This window comes from Vibrio coralliirubri, assembly GCF_024347375.1.
In the GTDB taxonomy this organism is placed as follows: domain Bacteria; phylum Pseudomonadota; class Gammaproteobacteria; order Enterobacterales; family Vibrionaceae; genus Vibrio; species Vibrio coralliirubri.
In genome coordinates this window covers 2,944,504-2,970,274 of record NZ_AP025470.1, presented here as the reverse complement: position 1 = coordinate 2,970,274, position 25,771 = coordinate 2,944,504, and the positions used below count along the sequence as shown (strand labels likewise).

Annotated in this window: 15 protein-coding genes; 10 read left to right on the top strand and 5 right to left on the bottom strand. The window is 42.3% G+C overall.

The annotated features are described in order from the left end of the window. The first annotated feature begins 204 nt into the window (after positions 1–204). Entirely contained in the window at positions 205–1,755 is a 1,551-nt protein-coding gene (locus OCV20_RS13505) for a Na+/H+ antiporter NhaC family protein (RefSeq protein ID WP_086774962.1), read from the top strand. Between the two features lie 1,068 nt (positions 1,756–2,823). Next, complete coding sequence (locus tag OCV20_RS13500) at positions 2,824–3,417, top strand: acetate uptake transporter (protein ID WP_010440610.1); 594 nt, start codon at positions 2,824–2,826, stop codon at positions 3,415–3,417. Positions 3,418–3,568: 151 nt separating this feature from the next. Here OCV20_RS13500 and OCV20_RS13495 read toward each other — a convergent pair whose 3' ends face one another. The 5 genes from OCV20_RS13495 to OCV20_RS13475 form a co-directional block, all read right to left on the bottom strand. Next, positions 3,569–5,116, bottom strand: coding sequence for an alanine/glycine:cation symporter family protein (locus OCV20_RS13495; RefSeq protein ID WP_017069529.1), 1,548 nt, complete (start codon positions 5,114–5,116; stop codon positions 3,569–3,571). A gap of 455 nt (positions 5,117–5,571) precedes the next feature. Further along, positions 5,572–6,927 carry an MBL fold metallo-hydrolase gene (locus OCV20_RS13490; RefSeq protein WP_086774963.1) on the bottom strand — a complete coding sequence of 452 codons (1,356 nt, stop codon included), beginning with the start codon at positions 6,925–6,927 and terminating at the stop codon, positions 5,572–5,574. Between the two features lie 147 nt (positions 6,928–7,074). Further along, positions 7,075–7,842 carry a 1-acylglycerol-3-phosphate O-acyltransferase gene (locus OCV20_RS13485; RefSeq protein WP_086774964.1) on the bottom strand — a complete coding sequence of 256 codons (768 nt, stop codon included), beginning with the start codon at positions 7,840–7,842 and terminating at the stop codon, positions 7,075–7,077. A 196-nt stretch (positions 7,843–8,038) separates the two neighbouring features. After that, positions 8,039–8,983, bottom strand: coding sequence for a hypothetical protein (locus OCV20_RS13480; protein WP_086774965.1), 945 nt, complete (start codon positions 8,981–8,983; stop codon positions 8,039–8,041). A 72-nt stretch (positions 8,984–9,055) separates the two neighbouring features. Then, positions 9,056–9,913, bottom strand: coding sequence for a helix-turn-helix transcriptional regulator (locus tag OCV20_RS13475; RefSeq protein WP_086774966.1), 858 nt, complete (start codon positions 9,911–9,913; stop codon positions 9,056–9,058). Between the two features lie 318 nt (positions 9,914–10,231). Between OCV20_RS13475 and dptF the strand changes: the two genes are divergently transcribed. The 8 genes from dptF to OCV20_RS13435 are packed head-to-tail and all read left to right on the top strand — an operon-like array spanning position 10,232 to position 25,745. Next, positions 10,232–11,827, top strand: coding sequence for a DNA phosphorothioation-dependent restriction protein DptF (dptF, locus tag OCV20_RS13470; RefSeq protein ID WP_086774967.1), 1,596 nt, complete (start codon positions 10,232–10,234; stop codon positions 11,825–11,827). Between the two features lies 1 nt (position 11,828). Next, on the top strand, positions 11,829–13,169 hold the full coding sequence (gene dptG / locus OCV20_RS13465; RefSeq protein ID WP_052879477.1) for a DNA phosphorothioation-dependent restriction protein DptG: 1,341 nt from the start codon (positions 11,829–11,831) through the stop codon (positions 13,167–13,169). After that, positions 13,150–18,246 carry a DNA phosphorothioation-dependent restriction protein DptH gene (gene dptH / locus OCV20_RS13460; RefSeq protein WP_086774968.1) on the top strand — a complete coding sequence of 1,699 codons (5,097 nt, stop codon included), beginning with the start codon at positions 13,150–13,152 and terminating at the stop codon, positions 18,244–18,246. The genes dptG and dptH overlap by 20 nt, the downstream gene beginning before the upstream one ends. 22 nt (positions 18,247–18,268) lie before the next feature. After that, positions 18,269–20,386, top strand: a complete 2,118-nt coding sequence (locus OCV20_RS13455; protein WP_086774969.1) for a DEAD/DEAH box helicase family protein — start codon at positions 18,269–18,271, stop codon at positions 20,384–20,386. Then, positions 20,379–20,579 carry a DNA modification system-associated small protein gene (locus tag OCV20_RS13450; protein WP_086774970.1) on the top strand — a complete coding sequence of 67 codons (201 nt, stop codon included), beginning with the start codon at positions 20,379–20,381 and terminating at the stop codon, positions 20,577–20,579. Before OCV20_RS13455 ends, OCV20_RS13450 begins: the two co-directional genes overlap by 8 nt. Continuing rightward, positions 20,576–22,555 (top strand): AAA family ATPase, encoded by a 1,980-nt coding sequence (locus tag OCV20_RS13445; protein ID WP_086774971.1) that lies wholly within the window; start codon positions 20,576–20,578, stop codon positions 22,553–22,555. The genes OCV20_RS13450 and OCV20_RS13445 overlap by 4 nt, the downstream gene beginning before the upstream one ends. A 4-nt stretch (positions 22,556–22,559) precedes the next feature. After that, entirely contained in the window at positions 22,560–22,940 is a 381-nt protein-coding gene (locus OCV20_RS13440) for a hypothetical protein (RefSeq protein ID WP_086774972.1), read from the top strand. A 6-nt stretch (positions 22,941–22,946) separates the two neighbouring features. Further along, positions 22,947–25,745: a sigma factor-like helix-turn-helix DNA-binding protein gene (locus OCV20_RS13435; RefSeq protein ID WP_086774973.1), complete on the top strand. Its 2,799-nt coding sequence runs from the start codon at positions 22,947–22,949 to the stop codon at positions 25,743–25,745. Positions 25,746–25,771 lie beyond the last annotated feature (26 nt).

The window sequence follows — 25,771 nt, the reverse complement described above, 5'->3', positions numbered from 1 at the left end:
TGGGGGTCAGTTCACTACTTTCGGCTTTTTTTCGTTTCGAACTTGGCTATCTAAGGCGGGCTATTGGTCTATTTGGCTATGTTGAAGCGCAATTAAAGACTAATTATCCAGTTGGAGGATAAAGTTCTGTACAAATGCTTGATGTGAATTTATATTCAAATTTAATTTATATTTATTCTTTTATTTTAGGGTTAAGGTGTACCTATGGAACAGACAGATATCACGTCACTCATCCCCATTGTGATTACTTTGGTGTTGTCGTTGGCGACAAGGAATGTGGTGATAGGCCTTTTTGCTGGTGTGCTGAGTGGTGTGGCAATGCTGACTGGCATGTTTAGCGAACTTAACCCGCTTGATACTTTTGGTACCATGGTGAAAGGCTACTTAGTCCCTCAACTGACCGACAGCTACAACGCTGGCGTGATTATGCTGTTGGTGTTCATCGGAGGCTTTGTTGCCTTGATGGAGAAGTCGGGTGGTGGTGTTGCGTTTGCAAAACGTGTTACTCAGTGGGTAAGCAACAAATGCCAAGCTCAAATCTCAGCATGGTTTGGTGGAATCGTTATATTTTTCTCAGACTTAGGTACCCCTTTAATTGTTGGCCCTGTTTTTCGTCCTCTTTTCGATAAACTGAAACTTTCAAGACAGAAGCTAGCATTCATCATCGACTCAACCTCGTCGCCAGTTGCGATCCTTATTCCTTTCATTGGGTGGGGCGTTTACATCATGAGCCTGATCCAGAAAGAATTTACTGCGTTGAGCGTTAACATGTCTGACTGGGATGCGTTCATTGGTGCGATTCCTTTTCAGTTCTACGCATTCCTCGCGATTTTCATCGTTCCGCTCGTGTCCGTTAAAGGTTTAGATTTTGGGCCAATGGCAAAAGCTGAGCGTGATTGCCTGGCGGGAATTAACTCTGGCGTGAATAACGAATCACTAAATCCGTTCTCGCATAAAAATGCAAAGGCATCTTTTGTCTGGGCACCATTGTTAGTGATGCTGGTGGTGTTGTGTGCCATGTTGGTTCCACAAGGCTTCCCGTTCCAAAAGGTCGCCGGTTCATCATTCAGAGCGGCATTATCATCGGCTTATTTCTTTGCCGCGATTACCTTAATTTCATTAATGGCTTACTACGGCGTAAGAAAGCTTTCAGACGGTGTTTCTGTGTACTTAAAAGGCATGGGAAACATGATGCCCGTAGCGATCATCTTAGTATTGGCTTGGGCATTAAGCACAGTCGGTAAAGAATTGGGTGCAGCGGCTTATATTGCTGAGCAAGCACAGAGTGGTTTTCCATACTGGTTAGTGCCTGCGGTCGCGTTCTTGCTGTCTGCCATTATTTCATTCGCAACGGGATCATCGTGGGGAACTTTCGCGATAATGATGCCATTGGTTATTCCAACCGCGATTGCGATAGATGCTCCGCTTCTCGTCGCAATTGGTGCCGTGTTATCGGGTGGCTTGTTTGGTGATCACTGCTCACCGATCTCTGAAACCACGATTCTTTCTTCAACAGGGGCAGGGTGTGACCAGTTTGAACACTTTAAGACGCAGCTACCTTATGCGTTGATGAACGGTTCTATCGCTTTGGTTAGTTTTGTAGTGGCAGGCTTTACAGGAAGTGCATTGGTTGTGTTAGGCGCTCTTGTTGCTCAGATTATTCTTGTAACTCTGTTAGCCAAGCGCGACGCGAGTAAAAATGCTTTTTCAGACGTTCAATCTCAAGTGTCTGAATCTAAAACACAACAAGCGTAATTTGAGATTACGAATGGGGAACAGATACGGGATGCGAGTAATCGAGTAACGAAAAAACCGACTTATTATTGTTCGTGTTTGCTATTTAGTTTCTCGCTTACTCAATCTGAGCCCGCTGTTCGTATCTCGTCTCTCGTTACCCGCATCTACGAAAACCACCGTCATTCCCTACAGTGAGGAACGAACGTGATAGGGAATCTCTGGCGTTTGTCGTCGGTGTTTATGCTTTAGGAGATTCCAGATATCTCGTTCCTCGATTCTGGAATGACGATTCAATGAGTTGATATGGATGAGAGTAAGCGAGTAACGAAAAGCTCGGTCTCTATTATTCTTCATTTCATACCTTGTATTTCACTGACTTCAATCTAAACACGCTCTTCGTATCCCGTTTGCTGGCATCTAAGCAAACCTCGTCATTCCCTACAGTGAGGGACGAACGCGATAGGGAATCTCTAGCGTTTATCGTCGGTATTTATGTCTAAGAAGAGATTCCAGATATCTCGTCCCTCGATTCTGGAATGACGATTCAATGAGTTGATATGGATACGAGTAAACGAGTAGCGAAGAGCTCGCCCTCTGTTGCCTACGTTTGTTATTAAGTGGGGCGCTTACTCAAATCCAAAGACTCTTTTCGCATCCTGAATCTTGTTACCCGCATCTTTTTTATATGCATATCACTTACTTCAATCTCAACACACTCTTCGCATCCCGCATCTCGTTTACTCGCATTTAAGCAAACCACCGTCATTCCCTACAGTGAGGAACGAACGTGATAGGGAATCTTTAGCGTTTATCGTCGGCGCATATGTCTAAGGGCGAGATTCCAGATATCTCGTTCCTCGATTCTGGAATGACGATCTAATGAGTCGATACGCGATAGGGAATTTGTTTACTTATAGTTTCTGTGAATTGATTGGTGTTGTTATGAAACTGATTTTCCATAAGATCATTTACACAATCTTAGTTTTCGATAACTGGATTACCTAGTTGTACGGTTTATATATTAAAATTTTCTGATAACTTTTATCGTTTTTTTTTAATCAACCACTTCAATAAGGTAAATTCGCAATGTCGACCAAACTAGCTAACCCAGCGCCACTAGGCTTAATGGGTTTCGGTATGACCACTATTCTTCTTAATATCCACAACGCAGGTTTCTTTCCAATCGATTCAATGATTCTTGCTATGGGTATTTTTTACGGTGGTTTGAGCCAAGTTATCGTGGGCACAATGTGTTTCAAACGTGGTGACACGTTCGGTACAACTGCGTTTACTTCTTACGGCCTATTCTGGTTGTCTTTGGTTGGTTTAATCGTGATGCCTTACATGGGCCTACCTGCAAGCCCTGCAGCATTCATGGGTTGGTACCTACTACTATGGGGCATTTTCACAGGCTTCATGTTCATCGGCTCTCTATGCTACCCAGTGGCGAAGCAAGTAGTATTCGGTTCACTAACTATCTTGTTCTTCCTACTTGCAGCTCGTGATTTCACTGGCAGCGAACTAATCGGCACTATCGCTGGTTTTGAAGGTATCTTCTGTGGTGCTTCAGCTATTTACTTTGCAATGGCACAAGTAATCAACAACGAATACGGCCGTACAGTACTGCCTATCGGTGAGAAGAAAGCACCTCAAATGGCAACACAAGAAATCGCTGCTTAATACTCTAACTCGGGAACAGTTAGTTTGTTATAAGCCATTTATTGGTTATGAATAAAACAAAAGGGGTTAGCCGAAATGGCTAACCCCTTTTTTATGAGTTGTTAATAGCGCTATTTGTTAAAGCAATCTATTTGCTAAGGAAAGCTTAAGCTTAAGCTGAAGGCTGCTCTACAGGTTTAGTGTCTGCAGCTTCTGCTTCAGGAGACTTGCCTGTTTTACGCTTGTACTTCTCTTCCCAGTAAGTAGCACCTTTAATGCCTAGTTTTACAGGGTTGAACGTATACTCAGTCACACCTTGTTTCTGCTGTTCTTCGTAGTCTGCTAGAGCTTTAAGCGCAGGCTTAGACATGAAGAAGATGATCAGAATACCAACGATGTTTAACCATGCCATCAAGCCAACACCAACATCACCCATTGCCCATGCAAGGTTCGCTGTTTTAACTGTGCCATAGAAAACTGCAGTGATAAGAACAAGCTTAAGTACGAACATCATGCCAGGGATCTTGATGGTACGACGTAGGTACGCAATATTCGTTTCTGCGATGTAGTAGTAAGCAAGAATCGTTGTAAATGCGAAGAAGAACAGAGCAAATGCGATGAATGGCTTACCAATGCCTGGTAGTGCACTTTCAATAGCAAGCTGTGTAAATACAGGACCATTCGCACCGATGTTTGCTGCTAGGTTCTGAACAAGGAATACACCCTCAGCGCCGCCGTGAACGTTGTAAGCACCAGTGATGATGATCATGAACGCTGTAGCAGAACATACTAGAAGAGTATCGATGTAGATAGAGAACGCTTGTACCAAACCTTGCTGAGCTGGGTGATCAACACTTGCAGCCGCTGCCGCGTGAGGACCAGTACCTTGACCCGCTTCGTTTGAGTAAACACCACGCTTAACCCCCCAACCAATTGCAGCACCGAAGCCTGCCATAGGTGTGAATGCATCACCAACAATCATTGCGAAAACAGTTGGCACTTGGCTGATGTTTAGCAGGATGATAACGAACGCGATGATGATGTAAGCCAATGCCATGAAAGGAACAACGATCTGTGTGAAGTTCGCAATACGTTTAACACCACCAAAGATGATGAAAGCAAGGATGATAGCAACAACAGTACCGGTGAAAATTTTAGCGAAACTGAATGTACCGACAGCTGTTTCAATCATGTCACCTGAGCCAAATGCAGCTTCTACAGCATTACCGATACTGTTTGACTGAACACCTGGAAGCAAAATACCACATGCAAAAATAGTCGCGATAGCGAAGATCCATGCGTACCACTTCTGACCCATTGCTTTTTCAATGTAGTAAGCCGGACCACCACGGAACTGGCCTTCGTCTTCTTCTTTGTAGATTTGCGCTAGCGTAGATTCTGCGTAAGCAGTCGCGGCGCCAAAGAAGGCTACAACCCACATCCAGAATACTGCACCTGGGCCACCGAAACCGATAGCGGCAGCAACACCAGCAATGTTACCTGTACCTACACGGCCAGATAGCGAAACGGCTAGAGCTTGGAAAGACGAGATGCCTTTTGATGAGCTTTTACCCGATAGTAGCAAGCGCCACATTTCAAAGAAGTGACGGATTTGAACAAATCGAGTCATGATGGAGTAGAACAAACCTGCACCTAAACATAGGTAGATAAGTACTGGGCTCCAGATTATTCCATTCAAAAAATCAACGAATGACTGCATGAGTATTTTCCCTGTTAGTTTTGCTTATGATTGTTTTTCGAACAACACAATACTTCACTTGTAACCCGAGTGTTAAATTATTTAACTGCGCATTAGGATTACTGTGACATAAAGCAAGTTATAGAGGGTGTTTGTTAATGCTTAGTGCTAATTCGATAATCGTTCCATTTAATTGCCTATGCAACTGGTTGTGTTTTATGGTGTTTTGCAAAGTGAATAAATAGTGATTAATACAGAAAGGGGATCTTGAGGTGCGCATAAGAAACGAAATTGCGCAAAACAGCGGTTACAGCCGCTTAGCATAAACGGCTGACATATGGATGGTGGGGTAAGTAGGTTGGAATATATCACCTGCATCGGGTGAGCTAGCAGGTCTAAGAGACTATGGTTTTTGAAGGTTTGATAATTGAGGCTTTAATATCTACCTAGTGAAAGTGGCTAATTTTATGCCTGTTTCAAACAACCACGAACCTTCGTGTCTGTAGTTCTTTAGCGAACTCAGACTGAGTATTTGGCTCGCCGTGAATCAAATGCACCTCTTTCGGTGGGGTCGCGATGCCCTCTATAAATCGGTAGAGATCTTCTTTATCTGCATGGGCAGAATAGCCTGACATGCCATGAATTTGAGCATTAACCTCAACGTCTTTGTTATCAATAGAAACCTGCATTTCACCTTGTTGCAGCTCTCGTCCGAGCGTCCCGTGCGCTTGATAGCCCGCTAAAATCACATCGGTTCGTTTATCGGGAAGCAAGGCAGATAAGTAGTTCATTATCCTGCCACCCTGACACATCCCAGAAGCTGCGACCACAATCGCGGGTTCACCGGTCGACTTGAGGCGATTCACGATTTTCTTGTGCATTCTATGTCCATCAACGGTAATGCACTGCTCAAAAGCGAGTGGGTGGCGTTTCAGTTCAAGACGCTGCTTTGCTTCTTGTCCCCACAACTCTTTAAAACGTCGGTATGAACGCGTCACTTTTTGAGCCATCGGAGAATCGAGAATAATAGGAATATCGCTACTGAGTTGATGCTCAAAGATCAGGTGTTCGATATCAAACAACAATTCCTGAGTTCTGCCGATACTAAAAGCCGGGATTAGAATAACGCCACCATCGAGTAGTGAACGATCAATAATTGCTTTGAGACGCTCAGATCGCGTAGCAATATCATCATGTGTACTGGTGCCATAAGTGGATTCGATAAACAGATAATCGGCTTGCTGTGGTGACTTGGGATCCGGTAGCAGTGGTGTGTTACTCGGGCCTAAGTCTCCAGAAAACACAACTACTTCTTGGTTGGGTAACTTAATCTCGATATAGGCGGAACCTAAGATGTGCCCGGCAGGTTGAAAGCGAGCATGCAGAGTATTTGGCCTATGATGAACCTTTCCGTTGTTTTGCTGTTTAGACGTGATTGGAAACCATTCCCCGTAAGGCTTGGGAGCAATTAACGAATGAATCTTTTTGAGTATCAGCTTCGATTGTTTATTGCTGAGCCCTTGCAGTTTTAATCCATCCTCAATCATTAAAGGGGCAAGTTCAGCGGTGGCTTGCGTGCAATAAATCGGTTGGTTAAATCCACTGGCGAGTAACCAAGGTAATCGGCCAATATGATCAATGTGAGTATGAGTCAGCAGCAGAGCGTTGAGGTGGGATGTTGCAAATTCAATATCAAGAGGGCGTGTATCCGCACCTTGGGACTCTTTACCTTGAAACAAGCCACAATCGATGAGCACCGCTTGGCCTGAATCTCTTAGTTCGTGACAAGATCCTGTGACAGTATGTTTGCCACCATGGTGAATCACTTCCATCGTTTACTCCCATTGCTCTATAAAGCCGATAACGCCTGTTTTTATTTTGCGGATAAGCGCCAGCAAGTAAAACAAGAACAATGAGAGTTGCGATCGTTGAGTGTCTTTTTAAGTAACTGAGCGATGACTCAGTGGTTTCGTTGCGAGTTAGTTCGTAGAAGAACGATCTGAATCCAACTCTGGTTTTTGCTGCGCCTCTAAACGAGCCACTTCTGCATCAAGCTCTGCGATTTTCTCTGCCATGAGTGCGTGACAGCGATTGGCCAGTTCTCTTGCATCACTAAGCTTGTATCCGGATACATCGATAGGTTCGAGCATCTCGGTGATCACAATGCCATTATTGATACGATTAAAGTCGATCTTATTGTGCGTGGTGCTGGTACACATTGGGGTGATAGGCACACCAGCTTCAATCGCCATTCGGAAAGCGCCTGTTTTGAATGGCAGTAATCCACGCCCTTTACTACGGGTTCCTTCAGGGTAAACCCAAACAGACAGATCTCTCTGATGAATCGCTTCCGCCACTTGCTTGATGGTATCGCGTGCTTTGGACTTGTCTTCGCGGTTAATCATGATGTTACCGGTGATCCAATACAGCAGACCAAAGAAAGGCACGTACAACAAATCGCGCTTGCCCAATGAAACAGTGCGTGGTCTTAGCATTCCTGGGTCGGTTACAAAGTCTAATATGCTTTGGTGGTTAGAGATGTAGACGCTGTTTTCTGGTGTAGGAGCATTGTCTAGGCCGCGCTGCACCAGTTTTACACCAATGATCTTTTGGAGCTGGTTGAACCAACGACAGAAAACGTACACATGCTTGGGGTTCTTGGGGCTAAACAAGCAGTAAACAAAAGCACATAGAGTGGTGAAAATAATAAACACCGTAGCCAAAATAATACGAAGAACAGCAAGCACAATTCACTCCTTACTCACCGCAGATGGCAGTGATTAAATAGTTTTAGATGCTTGAAGTTTTCACTCTATTTAACCGAATTGCAACAATTAACTGTGATAGGGGGCAATTTTTAGATCTTTATATAAAACAAGGACTAACAATGGGTGTTTGACACAGTTATCGAGCTTACACGTGTTCACCAGTAATGGCTCATTATCACCAATACTGTTTATTTGGATCCGATTTTTCTACCCATTCCGGATTTTGACGCGATTCTAAGTAGAGTTGTAGGCCGTTATAAGACATGAAAGCTGCAGGGCCGCCGAGATGTTCGAAATAGTCAAAATACTCATCTTCGAGAGCACAAAGGTGGGCTAAATCTTTAACCTTGTTAGCCAGCGCCCACTGAATGGCAAATACAGGCGCTATTGAGCCTGAAATATTCACCTCTTCGACGTTTGGGTTAAACATTGAATTAGCTTGCTCAAGCAATATCTCTTCTTGTTCAGACTCCTGTTGCAGCACCTCTTCGACGATCTCCGAGCGCTTGGTATTAGAGACATTCTTGTTCAGCTTGGCGATTCGCAGTGCGTAGCTAAATCGGTCTGATGAAACGATGTCGACAAGCTGCGACAACAGCTCTTTGTCTACGCCTGCTGCCTTGGTGAAATAGTCGATACATGAGTTGATTGAGGCATAACGAGTTCCGTCAAACTCAAAGCCACTGGTTTCGTCGTATACCTCAAGTGGGATGTCATCAACCGATAAAGGCCAGCCTTTATAATCGACGCGTTGCTTGGCGATTTGATACATTTTCCACGCGCTGCGCCCAAACCCACCGAGCGTCGAACCCGAGAAATCAGAATCAATAAGCTCTTGCTCCGTCCAGTTCTCACCGATGCCAAGGTGCTTAGCGTACTTGTCTATCAGAGTGTGTTTTATCTGATCGCGAACAGACCAAATTGAGGTCAGATTCTTTGAATAGTTAATTCTCGCACACTCATTACAAGCCGGCAGTGCTATCGGTGAATGGCCTATCTTGGCAACAGCCTGCGCTGTCTTGGGAAATTCAACAAGGTTACTGGAAGGCTCACCACAAAACCAACAGGTGTGGCGCAGGTTGAATGGGGTATCTATGTGCGAGTATGTGTTAACTGTCAATTTTGAACCATTTCTGAATTATCGAGGTAAAGGTAGTGAGTATTTACCTATGGGGAATGTCTTGTTATACCACTATAGCAACCAGCGTTTTATATTCTTTGGATTCGCTAGGGTTAATTGGTACTTTTTGGGAGCTGAAGAGAGCTTCTTAGTATCTACGCAGACATCCAAACGTTTGAGCAAATACTTAATCAATGCTCGTCGACAGTCAATTGTAAATGGCGCATCATGCATCCCGTAGTCGACTTTCACTATTTGCTGTTGTGCTGGTGAAAGATGTGGATTTGGGATGATTTCGATTATTTCTTCTGTAGTCCAATCTTCATCGTCTTCGATGTTAATCTCTGATTGGTTGAGCAGCTCAGGTTCACCTCTAAATCGACTCAATACAAAGTCTAAGAACATCTTTCTTTCTTCGCAATATGCTCTCACGTGCCAGCGAAATCCATCAAATACGATAGTGTGCGGGACAATATTTCTGCCTCGCCCTTCAGGGTTATCCATTGATACATACTCTATATCAACTCTGCGTCTTTCTCGTGCTGCTTGAAGGAGTCTACGAACGATTATAGGGGCTATCTGCCTGTCTGGGACTGAAAGGACAATAGAGTCTGCGAAACCCAGAACTTTTAAATTAAAGCCGTCTACATGCTCACTGTTGTATTTGTGTAGTAGTGACAAATACTCATTCGGAGTGCCTTTTGTAAACTTTGGCGCAAAATGATCAGTAAGTCGGTAGCCTTTAATACTACGATCATGAACAAGTGGTGGAGTAGAAAAGTGCTCTTGATAAGCTTTTATGTCTCTAGAGGCTTGCTGTCGCTTAATATTGAAAGAGTTACATAGGTGATTAGTCGTAACGCGACCCTCCCACAATGCAACAACTTCGATTAATTTGAAGCGCAGTAACTGATCCCACTTTATTGTCATAACAATTATCTAATGCCTGAAAATGATACATGTTGATGTGTACAGAATATACGTACATTTTTCACATGGGTATAGTACACACTCAACGGTTAAAATTGCGGAGTGTTACGTAACGCAATGTAAGCTAAATCATACTTTTCTAATACTAAACACAATATTTGTTTGTAAAGCGAGTAAGATAAACAATTTGCATATGGCGATGTTAACTCATCCACTCATTCCATTTTTTTATGGTTATAAGTACCGTTACTTTTCCGTGTTTGATACTATTTATCTCCACAAAAAAAGTCCGTTTAATCAAATTTTGAAGAGATTCTTTTGAACTTAGAAAAAGCCCTCAGCATACTTTCTAAATCATCGCCATACGCGGTAAGTACAGAAAGAGAGCAAAATCAAGATCTTCTGGCTGATTATAAAAGCCATGTGTACATCACTACAGATATAGAAGTGGACTTTAAAAAGTCTCTGCTGTCCTCTAAGAAAAGTGACATCATATTTTTGTGTGGCAGTAGTGGTGATGGTAAATCTGAGATTCTGACTCAGTACAGCCAGAAGCATAAAGCGACACATGAATTCCATCTGGATGCGACACACAGCTTTAACCCAAATCAGACTGCAATCAATGCGTTGGATGAGCGATTCTCACAGTTCAAAGGAAATGATAAGCCACTTGTTGTTGGCGTTAATATCGGAATGTTAGGCAACTATGCTGAGGAAGGTGCTGAACAACACGACGATATTAAAGCTTCGATAAAAGCGTTCTTGGAAAACAAAACGGACGATATTCCAACGAACCATATTTTCTTAGATTTCGAGCAATACCCGAAATTTACTCTGGGCCATGAAGTTAGTACCTCTGACTTTGCAGCTAAGTTTCTAGCTCGCTTAACTGAGCCAACGCTAGATAACCCGTTTTACGCACTGTATGACAGTGAAGTACAAAAACTAGGTCACAGCAAGCTCACGGCAAACTATGCGTTGCTAGGGCTAGAATCTGTGCAGAAGAATATTATTTCTTTGCTTCTGAAAGCTCGCTTAATCAAAGATCAATTCCTAACCGCACGAGCGCTACTGGACTTTGTGTACCAGATCTTAGCGGGCGATGACTACCTGTTCGATAACCTATTCTCTGGCTCAGATAACGAGCTTTTAGAGCATATTCAAAGTTTTGATCCAAGCAACATCCACACTCGCAAAGTAGATGAGTTTGTTCTTCAGTTTGGTTTGGGGATTGAAGATGAAGGCTTTACACAACTTAAAGATCAGGTGAAAGCACTAGGTGTATTTGATGTGCTCACTGCTGCTTCATACTTGCGCATGGTTTATCTGTTGAAAGACGAAGAGCAATTTGCGAATAGTTATATCAATGAGCTGAAAGCAGATTTTGATAATTCATTGGTGGATCAATACGCAAACATTTGGCTACTCCATCGTGAATTTGATGGTTCTGGCAAGCAGAAAAAAGAGCTTAATAAATTCTATAAAGATACTCTGATTTCAGCCGTGCATCGCTACTGTAACCGCAATTCGCCATCACTTGATAAAGACCAATTTTTTGTCTCTGAATACAACGGCTTTAAAACAGCGGCTGAACTAGAAGTGAAACCTGATTTTTCATCGATTAAAACACAAGCGGTGAGCAAGATAGGCTCATTTAACGCTCATATTCGAGTCGACGAACATTCGCTTCTGCCAATGCCGATGAGTATTAACTTGTTGGAGTTATTGGAAAAAATCAACCAAGGGTACCGTCCGAATAAGCATGACAAAAATGCGGTGCTTTTGTTGGATGAAGTAATAGAGCAGATCATCACGGTAGCGAACGAAAAGAATACTCTGTTTATTCTGAAAAACGACAAACGCTACAAGATCGTGAATGAAGATGATGAATATTTCGAAGTGAGTGGCTTATAAAATGACAATGGATAATTACACCCAACCATTTAATCAATCGTTGCCACAAACTGCGGAAGGCGTGCCGAATAAAAACAGCCTAAGCAGCTATTTACCTATTCGAACCAAGGGTAATGACTTTGATTTTGATGCTGTCATCGGCTTGGTTCTACGTGGGCTTCTGCGTAAAAAGGTAGAAGGTTATAGCTACGAACAGTTTGTGGCCGATTGCCAAAGTGCGTTTGAAGAAAAGCTTGGTGAAGAAGAGTTTTGGCAAGTGCTAAAAGAGATGTATTTTGAAAACAAAGACATCTTTACTGTGAGCCCTGAACTCCTTCTGTTCCGTGCTCAAAAAGGTGAATTTGCAGCAGGTGATTCACGTGTTGCTTCTATGTACACCAATTTACTTCAGAACATGCGTGTAGAAGAATTTGATGCCAAATTAAACTTTATTGAACGTGAAATGCTTTCTACGCTTCGCGGAAAAATGAAGTCTGACTCGTCATTGCAAGCGAGCGAGAAACCGTATCTACCTTATCTTTCGAAAGCATTCCGTGACGACCTGAAATTCTTGGCAAGTCGCCCTAAGTATCTGCTTAGTGAAATTGAGTCGTTCTTGTCTTTTTATGGTTTCGCATACACCGCGCAGCTGAGTTTAGCGATAACTGATTGGCGTAGTGGTCAAGAGCCAGTGGCTAAGCCTCTCTATTTCATTATGGATCATGAGCGTGCCAGTAATGAGCGTACTCATATTAAGAATCATGGCTATAAGCTGTTTAATGAGTCAGCCACTCGACTGTTGCCTATGCTGATGATGCTCGAGCTGCTTCAACCGGGGGCTGGTGATAAAAACGCGATAAAAGTACCCCTGTGGGAGATATCTAAGGGCATTCAAGAGTCGAAGTCGACGCATTTAAAAGAACAACTAGAAAACTTTGCCAGAGCGTTTAAGTCACAGCGTAATCTAGACACAGCTCTAGATGAATCTGAACTGGCGCTCGACTGGCTCGGTAACATAATGAAGCTCGCATCCGCGCAGTTTAGCTTTGGTGAGCGTTTCAATATCAACAAGAAATATGTGTTAGAAGTTGAGAAATACTTAGCGTCTCACTTTATTCAAAGCCGAGGCCGCAGCGGTCGAGTATTAGTACTTAACCAAGACTACATAATCTTATTAACCAACCTAGTTGTTGGAGAAAAGGACAAACTCCGTTTCCACGAACTGATCACGGCCTTTGAGCAACGTGGCATTTTCGTTGATAAACAAACAGAACAAGAACTAATTAAATTCTATGAGCGCATTGGTAACGTAGAGCGCATGAGTGATAGTGGAGACGCAGTATATGTCCGTAAAACAATTTGAGACCTTTCTAGTAGAGCAGTTTTTAGCTGATGCTGAAACACATATTAAGGCAGGTTTCCGCTATCAGTTTAAGTCGCCAGATAATGAAAATAGCATGCGCTTGTATCAGGCGATGACGGCTCATTCTGAAAATAGTATTGATGCAACTAACGATATCAAGTTGCCATTCATTGAGCTGTCTGGTTGCAAAATCGTACCTGTGATTCATAGCGAAAACCCAGCAGAGTTCGAAGGCTTCACTGAAAACTACATCTCACATCTGCGTGACGAAGTGGCGAGTCAATCAGGCTACTTAAAAGGTTGCGCACTAGTTGTGATCCACAACAGCTTGCTTGATACCTTGATAAATTCAGCAGAAGACTTGGCTCAAGTGGGACAGGTTTGGAGCGCATCAAAGATCAAAGCGGCAATGAAAGGGTTAATTGATCAGCAAGACAAAGGGCGCGATGTATCGAATTGCCTGCTTGATGATCAATTTGATGCCATTTTAGAAGATGGCGCCACCATGTTTGGTTTCGAGTCGCTATATAAAGCCGTTGAAGACGGTGACTTACGCTTCAATGAGTTAGGCATGTTTGAAGACCCGCTCGTAGCTGAAATGAGTGGTAACCCTAAGCAGATTAAAAAGCGCCTTGAGGATAACCGTTCTCTTTATGAAGAGCTCACTTTCGAAGTTGAACACTTTGGCGGGCAGCTTCAAGATCGCTTGAAGTCATTCGGCGAGAAGTTTGTTAAAGAGAACTTCTCAGAAACGGATGCATGGAAAGACGTTGAGTTTGAAGCATTCCTACAGGAGAAAAAGCGCAATGCTCAGCAGCAACTTGTTCTTGAAGAGGAGCAAGCTAGCGATGGCATGACAATCACTGCACGTAACCGTGCAGAGACCAAAGCGGGCATGCGTGACCGCCACTTAATCATCGAGTTAGATGAAGATGTAAATGAGTTTGAACTGAAGTTGCTCTTCCAAGGTGCGAGCAATCTTGATAAAAGCCAATTCAAAATTCAGCCAGCAAAAGCGCTTAATAACGAAGAAGTAATTGAAACACGTAACAGTTTTAAAACGACACGAGCTAGCTTGAAAGGTACGTACAAGCATGAGCCACTGTTCTTTAACTTGACGTTGAAGCGCGAGAACAAATCTGAAGTTTATAACTTCCGTTGTTTAGTGATTCGTAAGGGCGAGTTCTATATTGAACCATTCAAAAACATCTTCTTGGTAGAACCTGCGCCAGCGAAGCAGCGTTTAACCTTGAACATGGAAGAGAACAAGTTGCAAATCAGAGCCAACGAAGGCAGCGCATGTTCACTGCTTGATGCTAAGCAGGTTGTTGATGTAGCAGATTACGCTGTAGTGGATTTTGAATCCTTAGCCAATGAAGCTGATGAAATAGATTTTGCCGTAAAATCTGGCGATAACCAGCTTAAGTTTAATGTGGAAGGTGCAGTAGCCACCGATTCATTGAGCTTACCTTTATTGATCAATAGAGGTCGTTATCACAAGCTTTTCAAAGATGAATATAACGGCGAGTTTTATTCTCAAAAAGGCAAAGTGGGTATCGATAATAGCGAGTTCGTTGTACCAGGTATTCGTTTAAAGCTGCTTCGTTGGGAAGAAGAGTTCATCAACCAAAAAGTTGTTTCTATTGCTGATTCGGGTGCGATTAAGCTCGATGACCTGCAAGCGATTGATGAGGCTATTCACTCTTCTTACGTTGAGCTTTTTGAATACTTAGAACAACGCCGTAGCACACCATCATTAGCATCTTGGGGCGATGAGTTTACAACACTTGTCCAAAATACAGTGGATGCTTGCTTGGCGTATTTTGAAGCGATCCCAACGGGTAGTATGCTGACTAAAGAACAGAAATCAGCGTTGAAAATTGGTTTAGTGCAATCTGAAGATGAAGAATACTACTCGCCTTTCCATCCGCTGATTTTGGCGTATTACCTCAACCTAAGAAATGCGATTCGTAATGACAAGAGCTTTGCTCAGCTTCCTGATGTTACGTTCGAGCGTTTGTCGCCAAAAGGTTTACTGCCATACGTTTACCATCAAAAACATGAGTTCTCTTATAACCAACAGGTCAAAGAGAACGCGTTCTGGATCAAGAGTGTACCTCAAGAGAAAAGCTCTCTTACGTTCGTTCGCAAGTTAGTAAAAGAGAAAATCGACGAGTTCCAAACGGCATTCAGCCAATTGTTCACAGGCTCCGAGAAGAGCATTATCGTTAATGCGGTGAACCAAGACTGTGCTGAAGAGTTATTTATGGGGCTGGTGGATTATGTCCGCAGTAACCAAGATCAGGCTGCGTCGATTCATATCAATCTGTATGACGACAAGTTAGCGTTTAATGCGTTTGACCGATTCGCAGAAACAGCCAATTACGATGAATTGAAAGAGTGGTTAGAGCTGAACAAGGGTAAAGTGCGTGAAGTTGCCGATACTATTATCGATATTCTTCGCACGCGCCTAACTTACAGCAAGTTCACTAATGCCCAAGCTGAAAAAGATGGTCAGTCTTATGCGCATCTTTCCTTTTTCCGTAATAACGACAAAGTCGATTGCTCAGACATTGCGATAGAAGACATGGCATCAGGCATTGCATGTGATGGTCTACTTACGGGTGATGCTTCTGAAAGTAAATCTGGCTCATACTTTACGGGTTTTGGCTTGAAGGGAACGGATTACCAAGACTACCCGCATTTGATGATGGCTAAATACGTCGGTGCTCTGTTAAAACCTGCGCTCAAGCCGAATACTCAATATCACGGTGCAAATGCAGTTGCCCTTGCCGTAAGTGAAGACTTTAAAGGTTTACTAGAACGTTCATACGATAGCTCTATCTGGACAACTATCATCGATCCGAAGGTGACGTTGGACTTCTTCCACAGTAATGAAGACGTAGTATTGATTCACTATTCAGATCAGTACACCAGTTCATCAAGCTACGACGCGATCACGGTTACCGCTCAGCGTGGTTTGTTTGAGAAAGTTATCAAGCAAGGTGATGGTGGCCAAATTAATGAGTTTAACGCGTTCAACGGCGATTGGCTCCTTAAAATGATGACCTGTGCGCCGACCATCAATAAAGAACGCAAAGGCGTGATTGGTGCCTACAAGTTTGTGACTAGCCTAGTGCATGACTCAGACATTACATGGGTACCGCTGTCTGTCGCTGAGATGATCCGAGTATCGGGCAACATTGGCCTGAAGATGTCTGACAGTGAATTCTCTCGTAATGTTCAAGGTTACAAGAAAGGCGAAATTTCTGACGATGTGTTGCTGGTTGGCTTCAAAGACCAAGACATGTATTTGTTACCTGTTGAAGTGAAAACGGGCTCGGTGCCGAATTACAACAAAGCCGTTAAACAGTCGAAAGAGCTACTACGTTATTTAAGCCAAGACTTACTAGGAAATGATGACCTAGCAAGCAAGCTTTACCGTGGCCTATTTATGCGCCAAGTATTGATGCAAGTTGACAAGTATCGCCTATACAAGGTGTTCGCTGATGATTACTTCGACACTTTGCTAGCTAACAAAGAAGAGTGGCTAAGAGGTGACTATTCACTTGGCCAAATTGCAGATTACCCAGAGGGCTTTGTGGTTAGCCACCTTGAAGGGGCTGGCTGTTTACAACCCGACTACCAAATGATGGAAGGGGTGTTAAAAGTCGACCTACCGATGGGGCTACTTCCTGGCTTGGTGGAAACTCCGCTGCAAGAAGTGTTGAACGAATTAGATGTCGTGAAACTTTGCCACGTGCCAAGTGAGTATGTGCTGAATGGTGAAACTCGATTAGAAAAACTCCCTGAAGCTGAATCACAGCCAGAGGTTGTGGAACCTGATGAGGTTGACACTACAGAATCAGTGCAGCCTGAACAACCAGTTGTTGAAGAGCAAGTCGTGCCAGTAGTTGAGCCTATGAAGGTCGAGTCTAATAGCAACCTAAACGTGCTATTTGGCCACAATGCGTTAACACAGGCACCATTGAACTGGGAGCCAACCAATACTGCCAAATTCATGAATACCAATACCGGTATTATCGGCACCATGGGCACTGGTAAAACTCAGTTTACCAAGTCGGTGGTCACTCAGCTTTACCGCAACCAAGCAGACAACGTAAACGGTGCGCCTATTGGTATGCTTATTTTCGACTATAAATCCGATTATGTAGACGATAAGTTCCAACAAGCGACTGCAGGTAAGAAGTTCAACCTTCATAAACTGCCGTACAACCCATTGAGCTTGTTTGGTGATACGCCAATGTTGCCAGTACATACCGCGCGTGGTTTCTCTGAAACCATGGGTAAAGCTTTTGGCTTAGGTCAAAAGCAACAACTGCGCTTGCGTAAGCTGGTGGGGGAAGCGTATGAGTTAGCGGGTATTCGCAAAGCGGATCCAAGCACTTGGTCAAAACCAGCGCCGACAATCTCACAGGTGTGGGACTTGTTCATTGAAACAGAACCAGATGAAGATTCATTATACGCGGCACTTGAAAGCTTGTATGAGCTAGAGATTTTTGAAGACGACAACACCAAGTGTATGAGCCTTTATGACTTGGTGGATGGCATAACGGTAGTTGAATTGGCGGGTTACCCATCAGAGATCCAAAACCTTGTAGTCGCACTTACATTAGATCTTTTCTACTCACAGATGCAGAAGAAAGGTAAGCCTGAAGTCCAAGGCGACTTCCGCCAAATCACTAAAATGATTTTGGTGGATGAAGCCGACAACTTCATGTCTCAGAACTTCCCAAGTTTACGTAAGATCTTGAAGGAAGGGCGTGAGTACGGTGTTGGTGTGATTCTTTCTACACAAGATATTACTCACTTCCAAACTGGTGAGAATGATTACTCAAGCTATGTACTTACTTGGGTAATTCATCGCGTAGCGAAGATACGCCCGCAAGAGCTAAAAGCCATGTTTAGTGTAAACGAGAAAGCCGAGCAAGAAAAACTGATGGAAACCATCAACAAGCTGGAGAAGCACTACAGCTTATACATTGATGGGGCTAAGAAGATTCAAAAGATGCAGGATAAGGCGTTTTGGGAATTGGTAGCAATCAATGTGGCATAGCCTGACAGAAAGGTGAGAATAAGTGTTAAAAGACTTAAATATAGAAGAAGAGTATTACACGGGGGAGAGTGATCTCGTCGCAGATTTCTACCAACCATGCCTAGAGAGTTCGATTTGTTATGACCGATCAGTTGGATACTTTAGGTCATCTGTCTTTTTGATAATTGGTCCTCAGATAATTGATTTTGCAAAACGTGGCGGAAAAATTCGTTTGCTTTGCTCTCCAAGTCTTACTGATTCTGATATCAATGCTATGTCTCAAGGGTATGGGAGTATTGAAGATGTAAATAGTAGTCTGCAAAAAGATGTAGACGAACTACTTGATAATGCTTCTATATACAAGAATGTTGAAGCGTTAGCTACATTGATAAAGTGTGGTGTATTAGATGTTAAAGTGGTCTTTTTGCCAGAGGCGAAAGGTGAATATCATGCAAAATTAGGTCTACTTAAAGATGAATATGACAATAGAGTATGTTTTAAAGGCTCTGTAAATGAGTCCTGGACTGGATGGCATGAAAGAGGGAATCATGAAACTCTTGATGTGTACTGTAGTTGGAAACTAGGAAGAGATGAGAGACAAGTTAAACGAAACACCACCTATTTTGAAAACTTATGGACAGGCAATGTTAAAGGTCTTCGAGTAGTTCCATTTCCAGACTTGAGTAAGAGGAAGCTTGAATCGATAGCAAAAAATACTATTGATGAAATAAATTGTGCTGAATTAGTGGATTACTTTAGTGTTGGGAAACATGACCTTGAGGTAAGTAGAGGAAGCTTGAACAAAAAAAGAACACCATTGCCTCATCAGCTGAAAGCTTTGGACGAATGGGAGAAGTGTGGTCATCGTGGAATTCTCGAGCATGCAACCGGTAGTGGTAAGACATTTACTGCATTAACCGCCCTAAAAAAACACTTGGGACAAGATGGAGTTGCTTTGGTTTTAGTTCCAGATCGCCTATTGCATAAGCAGTGGGCAGAAGAAATTAAAGAAGAAATTCCAGAAGCTACCATCTTAAAAGCTGGGGATGGATATAACAGTTGGCGTAAAAACAAACGCCTTAAATTCTTTACTCAGCCTGGGGATGGCCTAGGAATACGTATTGTCTTGGCTACGATGTCAACAGCGAGGTTGGATGATTTTCGCAAAGGAATCTTTGGTAGCAAATCTCTTATGGTGGTAGCTGATGAGGTTCATGAGATTGGTAGTACTGAAAACTCAAAGGTTTTATCGATAGATGCAGGACCGCGTCTAGGATTAAGTGCTACGCCAAAACGTTATGGGGATCCTGTTGGAACGCAACGCATTTTGGATTTCTTCGGCGAGGTTGTTGAACCACCGTTTACATTGGTTGATGCAATTAAAAGTGGTCGTCTTGTCGAGTATGAGTACCACCCAGAACCAATTCACTTATCTGTAGAAGAATCTGACGCGTACGAAGATGCAACTAAAGCTATAAAGAGAGAGTTTGCACGCTCAAAACGTGATGAGCAAGGGAAACCAGTAACTTCTCCTCGTCTACAGAATATGCTGATTCAGCGAGCGCGTATAGCTAAAAAGGCCTGTGCTAAAGTTCCCTACGCTGTAAGAACTGTACAAGAATATTATACAGAAGGTGAAAGTTGGTTGATTTATTGTGAAGACCAACACCAACTAGCTGAACTAATGAAGCAATTGAGGCGGAAAGGATACTCACCGTGTGAGTATCATACCAGTATGAAAGGCGACCCTGCAGCTTCATTAGACTGGTTCAAGAAGTTTGGCGGTATTATGGTCTCTATACGTTGCTTGGACCAAGGTGTTGATATACCAAAAATTTCTCATGCAATAATTCTTGCTTCATCACAAAACCCCAGACAGTTTGTTCAACGTCGTGGTCGAGTGTTGCGAGTTTGTAAAGGGAAGTATAGTGCCGTAATTTTTGACGCTGTTGTAGTGCCGCTCGATCTAGAGGTTGAGCCAGGTCAACTATCGTTGATGAAAAGTGAGTTACAACGAAGCATTCAATTCTCCGCAACGGCTATGAATAAGTCTGGAGCAAACAAATTAATAAAAATAGCTATTGATTTAGGCATAGATCCTGAGGAAGTGGGCTTGTTTGATACTGATGGTATCGAAGAAATAGGAGATGAATATGAATAAAGACAATGATCCATTAAAAGTATTATTAGCTGTAAAATCTGAGCTCAACTTGACAGTAGATGAAGAACTTATCAAGAGATGCTATCAAGTGCAAAGTGCCCATCAATATGACAAAGAACGAGACACTGTAAAAAAAATGCAGGCGTTAGTAGAAGAAAAAGTTGTTGAACGTGAAGGTGGTTCATTAATATGAAGTTGAAAGAACTGACAATTAATAATTTCATGCCCTACAAAGGAGAACAAAAGATCGTTTTCCCACAACATGAAACACAAAACGTGATGTTATTGTTCGGCGATAATATGCGTGGCAAGACAAGTTTCCTCAATGCGATTCGTTGGGGGTTTTATGGCAATGCTGTTGGTCGCCACCTTCGAGAGATCCCTCGTGCTAATTTAGTCAATATGGATGCAGCAGCCATGGGTGATTGGTCACTATCCATAGGGTTGAAGTTCTCTAATGATGGTAATGAGTATGAACTTCGTCGCCAAATTAATAAAAAGGCACATGTTTCTTCCCCAAAGAATGATTCTGACTTTGAAGAGCATATTGGATTACAAGTAAATGGCGAAATAGTTCCAGGAGATACTGTCGTTAATGAAATCAATCAGGTTATTCCTGAGGAAATTTCACGCTTCTTCTTATTCGATGGTGAGTTATTACAAGAGTATGAAAACCTGCTGATTGAAAACAGTGAGCAAGGCGAAAAAATTAAAGAGCATATTGAGCAAGCATTAGGTGTACCTGCGCTAGTTCACGGGCGTGATGAACTAGCGATTCTACTGAAAGATGCGCGACGTATTCAGGCTAAAGATGCAAAGAAAAATAAAGAACTTAGTACTTATGCTGAACAACAACGGCAGCTGGAAATTAAGTTAACTTCTTATGAGAAGGATTTGAGAGATCAAATTGCGCAAAAAAATGACGTTCAGAACCAGATTGATCTCATTGATGATGAACTTAAAAATACTGAAGCGGTTCAGCGTAAAAAAATTCTATTGGAAGGCCTTAAAGGTGAGCGCGAGGTAACAGAAAGAAACCTAGTAGATCTAGCGGACCAGAAACGTCAATTACTTAAAACAGCATGGAAGGATGTTCTACATACAAGTGCTTTGCCAATTTTAAGTAAACTTAAGGAAGAGCGCTCAAACTTACAACAAGCTATGAAAAATAGTGCGGTATTGGAAGAAAAGATAAAAAATCTATCCAAAATATTGGATTCTCCGACCTGCACCACATGTCATCAAGATATTCCAACATCGCAGCTTGCTCCTATCCGCACAGATTATGAGACTTTTAAGGCACAAGCGGAGCTTTCGGTCATAAATCTCGAAGATTTTACGGAACTGACTGACAAAATTGACAAATTAGGTCAAATACAATCAGCTGATGAAGGTAGTCGTGTACACGACACTATTAAAAAGGAAATGAAGCAACAAGTTCAGTTGATTCAAATTGAAACTCAGCTGGAAGAGCTACATGAAGAAATTCGCGAGTATGATACTGATCATATAATGCGCCAACGCGAGAAAAGAGATCGTTTAACAGGGCTTAAATCTCGTTTATCACAAGATATAGATCAAATAAAACAAAAAATCGAAAAGAACGAAAATGAACAAGATCATATAGCAACACTTATTTCGAAGAATAAAGGCGCTCAAGGGCAGAAAAGTACGATTCGCGTCAACTTGTACCAAGAGTTGGAGCAGGTGTTTGCTAAAGGTATTGATAAATTACGTGATTCTTTACGTGAAAGGGTACAGCAATATGCCTCCAATGCTTTTGCTGAACTAACTACCGAAAAGACTTATTCAGGATTAGAGATTAACCACAACTATGGTTTGTCTATCATTGATCATGAGAATCGGGTGCTTAAAGAGCGTAGTGCGGGCGCTGAACAAGTTGTTGCTTTGTCATTAATTGATGGACTTAATCGTACTGCAAGAAAATCTGGCCCGATTGTTATGGATACTCCGCTCGGACGTCTAGATCCCAAGCACCGAAGTAACGTTTTAGGATATCTCCCTAAAATGGCAGAGCAAGTAGTTTTGTTAGTGCACGAAGGAGAAATTGATCCAAAGCAGGACATGGTAAACTTTGCGCATCGTATTGGTGCACGTTATCAGATCGTTCGTATTTCGGCGACAGAATCCAGAATTGAGAAGGCTTAATACTATGAACGAACCAGGGCGTATTGGATTAACCGATGAAGCAAGTGCTCAATTGGATGAGCTACTAGCTGATTTAAATCCTTCTAAGGGAGAAGAAGGTATAAGCCTTATCAAATTTGATCTTTATCGACTTGCTGTAGCTGTCGGTATTAGAAAAGGGACTAAGCCTCCAGCCTTGATAGATAAAAGGAACTCTAGTTTTAGGGTTGCTGAGCTTGACGAAGGTGGCATCTTGTATGCTGTTGTTGAAAGTACGGGTCTAGTACATGAAGGTGAATCTATCTATGAGTATATAGAACGTCTAGCGGAGCAAGGTATTAGAGAGTTCTATGATGAAAGCATCAAAACAGGGCAACTGCCTTTCGCTGAAATTTTTGTTGAATAATAATTTATGTCAGTATTGAAATTATATTTTTGCACCTTCTATGATGATGAACCAACAAAGATCTCGGTTCACCGTGATCTAAATACAGTTTTAGATGAGTGGAATGAGTGTGATAAATCAACTTCTGTAGGACTCATACATGTTGGCTTTGTTCGTCCTAAGGTTCTGAAAATCCCTCAAATACTAAAATTTAAGGGAAAAGTGCTGTGTACCTCGTCTGCTAAGTGGGCATTGCCTTTAGAGTATACTTGTTCTCGTACGGTTGTTCTTGAGTTGAGTGTTAGTGGAATGAACGTACCTATTCATCTAGCAATGCAAGGCTTTTGCTACAGTGCAGATGAACCTGGTGGCATGACAGCTTTCTCGGATAGCTTTCAAAAGACTGCAAGTAATAAACTCACAATAGTAGATGCAGCTTTGAAAGTCTTAGAAAAGGCGGGGTCACCTTTAAATAAAGAAGAGATTTTCGCCAATATTGTGGAAGAAGGGCTATATCAATTTGGCGATGACAAGCCTCTCAGTGCTGTAGAAGTAGAGCTAAATCGGTATTGCTTGGACGCTGAATATTGCGATGTAGCTTTAGACCCTATATTTGGTAAAGCTCCTGATGGTAAATTCTTCTTATTGCAAAACACTGCACACGAACTTGATGATTGGCTAGTACTTCTAGATAAAGATGACCCTAAATTACTTGCCTCAATTAATCCTTACGGGATTTGCAGCGAACAGAGTTATTTAAAATCAGTTAATTCTCTTCCAAGAGTAACGAGAGATAAGCTGGAAATTTATAGGTACCACACACTCAGAACAAGCGGCGATATAGGTGATCCTGAATATTTGTTAAGCATTCTTCCAGAAAGCTTGCGCCAAGTTGACCTTTCGGTGCTGGGACTTACTGTTAGGCTGATGAATGTCTTCAATCTTCAATCAATACGGTGCTTAGCTGACCTTGATGGAATAAGTTTATCAACTATGATGAGCTGGCCAAATTTTGGAAGAAAATCAGCTAAAGATTTATGTGAAATCATATCGAGTAACTTCGATACTCTAATGGAGCGGGTGTCTGTTGTTCCACTAGAAATTACAGAAGCTAAGGAAGTAGATTGTGAGCAACCTTCTGAGCAAGAAGAAAGTGATCTGATTGGGATGATATCTCAGATATCGCTTAAAAATCACTTTGAAAAAGCTCTATCTCAGCTTAAAGAACGTGACAGGGAGGTTATTGAGTTACGAACTGGGTGCAACGGAAAAGTAATGACTCTTGAAGAGGTTGGCCAACGGCTTAATGTAACTAGAGAGAGGGTTCGCCAACTACAGAAAAAGTATGTTACGAAGATCATGGAACGTGAGTATTGGGATGATTGTATAGCTATTAAAATTGGCCAGTTGCTTATTGATCGTGAAAGCCCCTTATATTTAGAAATGCTTGAATTAGAAGATAGCTGGTTTGCAGGCTTTATGGGAAATTATGCAAACCTTACCGCTATCATTGAACTTTTCTCAGAAGCTGAAATTCGAATTATTAAAGTTAACGGAGCTAATATAGTAACTCGCATAAGGCAAGATGACTGGGATAAAGGATTAATCCAATTTAGAAAGAGTCTTAAAGATAAAGCTGAAGAGGGGGGGTGGACGCGTAGTGATATTAATATGACATTCAAAGCCTTTCTCGCTGAGACTGGTTCCGAGGAACTGCTGACACTTTTATGGGATCAGTTTTCAAGTACTTTGCAATTTTCTAGCGAATTAAACGATGCTAAGTTGATTGGTTTTGGTCGTTCAGCGGAAGCTGCTGTATCTGCAGTTCTTACGCAAGCAGAAAAGCCATTACACTACTCTGAGATTGCAGAAAGGGCTGCGGTAATTCTAGGACGACCTGTGAATGAGAGGCTTGCACATAATGCCGTGCCAAGGCTAGGTGGGAAATTATTCGGTAGAGGAGTCTACGGTCTTTCTCACTTTAATCCTATCTCTGAACGTATGTGTCAAAACCTTAGACTCGTTGTTTCTAAGATTATTTATGATGGCCCAATAATGAAGCAATGGCACTGCGGTGAAATTATTACCCAATTAAAAAGCCAATTCCCAGGCCTTCCCTCTGAACTAGATCATTATATTCTTAATATGATTTTAGAAGATGAAGACAATCTCACCTATCTTAATCGAATGGTCTGGGCTAGGTCTGATTCTAATCAATCTAAAGATGACCGAGTAGATATGGCTGATGCATTTACTAAGATTTTAGAGGACAGTGGTGGACCACTTAAAGGGAGTGAAATAAAAGTACGCCTTCAAGAAATAAGAGGGGTAACGGAAAGCCTACAGATTCAGCCTACTGATAGAATGATTCTCGTGGGACCAGATTATTGGGGGTTAGTTGATCGAGATGTTCCAGGTAGTGCCGAAGAGAATCTGGCTAGACTAGATGTTATATATAATTATCTTCGTAGCTCACAGAAAGGAATTCACCATACTGAAGTTGAGGATGTATTAAGAACAGAAAAGATACCTGGTGATGCCCCGCAACCTTATACACTATTTAACTTGGCTCAACGCGATGAGCGCTTTTATTTAGCAAGAGCGATGTTTCTTGGTTTAGCTGAGTGGGGAGAAGATGTTCGTCGACTCAATTTTAGTCAGGCAGTAAGAAAAATAGTGCAAGACATGACTCGACCGTTGAGTATCGCAGAGATTAACGCAAAAGTAGAGTCATTAACTGGTCTAGAGGTTGATAGCACCGTAACTGGTTTATTGATTAATGAAGGAGGGAAGTTCGATCCCTCTATCAAGCTTTGGTGGAAGTAAAGTAGACTATCTAAAACAGTATTTAT

Bases quoted from the DNA above. Each gene is read 5' to 3' on its own strand.
- OCV20_RS13500 (WP_010440610.1), top strand. From the start codon at position 2,824: ATGTCGACCAAACTAGCTAACCCAGCGCCACTAGGCTTAATGGGTTTC.
- OCV20_RS13435 (WP_086774973.1), top strand. From the start codon at position 22,947: ATGTCAGTATTGAAATTATATTTTTGCACCTTCTATGATGATGAACCA.
- OCV20_RS13450 (WP_086774970.1), top strand. From the start codon at position 20,379: ATGAATAAAGACAATGATCCATTAAAAGTATTATTAGCTGTAAAATCT.
- OCV20_RS13440 (WP_086774972.1), top strand. From the start codon at position 22,560: ATGAACGAACCAGGGCGTATTGGATTAACCGATGAAGCAAGTGCTCAA.
- OCV20_RS13490 (WP_086774963.1), bottom strand. From the start codon at position 6,927: ATGGAAGTGATTCACCATGGTGGCAAACATACTGTCACAGGATCTTGT.
- OCV20_RS13505 (WP_086774962.1), top strand. From the start codon at position 205: ATGGAACAGACAGATATCACGTCACTCATCCCCATTGTGATTACTTTG.
- OCV20_RS13445 (WP_086774971.1), top strand. From the start codon at position 20,576: ATGAAGTTGAAAGAACTGACAATTAATAATTTCATGCCCTACAAAGGA.
- OCV20_RS13475 (WP_086774966.1), bottom strand. From the start codon at position 9,913: ATGACAATAAAGTGGGATCAGTTACTGCGCTTCAAATTAATCGAAGTT.
- OCV20_RS13495 (WP_017069529.1), bottom strand. From the start codon at position 5,116: ATGCAGTCATTCGTTGATTTTTTGAATGGAATAATCTGGAGCCCAGTA.
- dptH (WP_086774968.1), top strand. From the start codon at position 13,150: ATGTCCGTAAAACAATTTGAGACCTTTCTAGTAGAGCAGTTTTTAGCT.
- dptG (WP_052879477.1), top strand. From the start codon at position 11,829: ATGACAATGGATAATTACACCCAACCATTTAATCAATCGTTGCCACAA.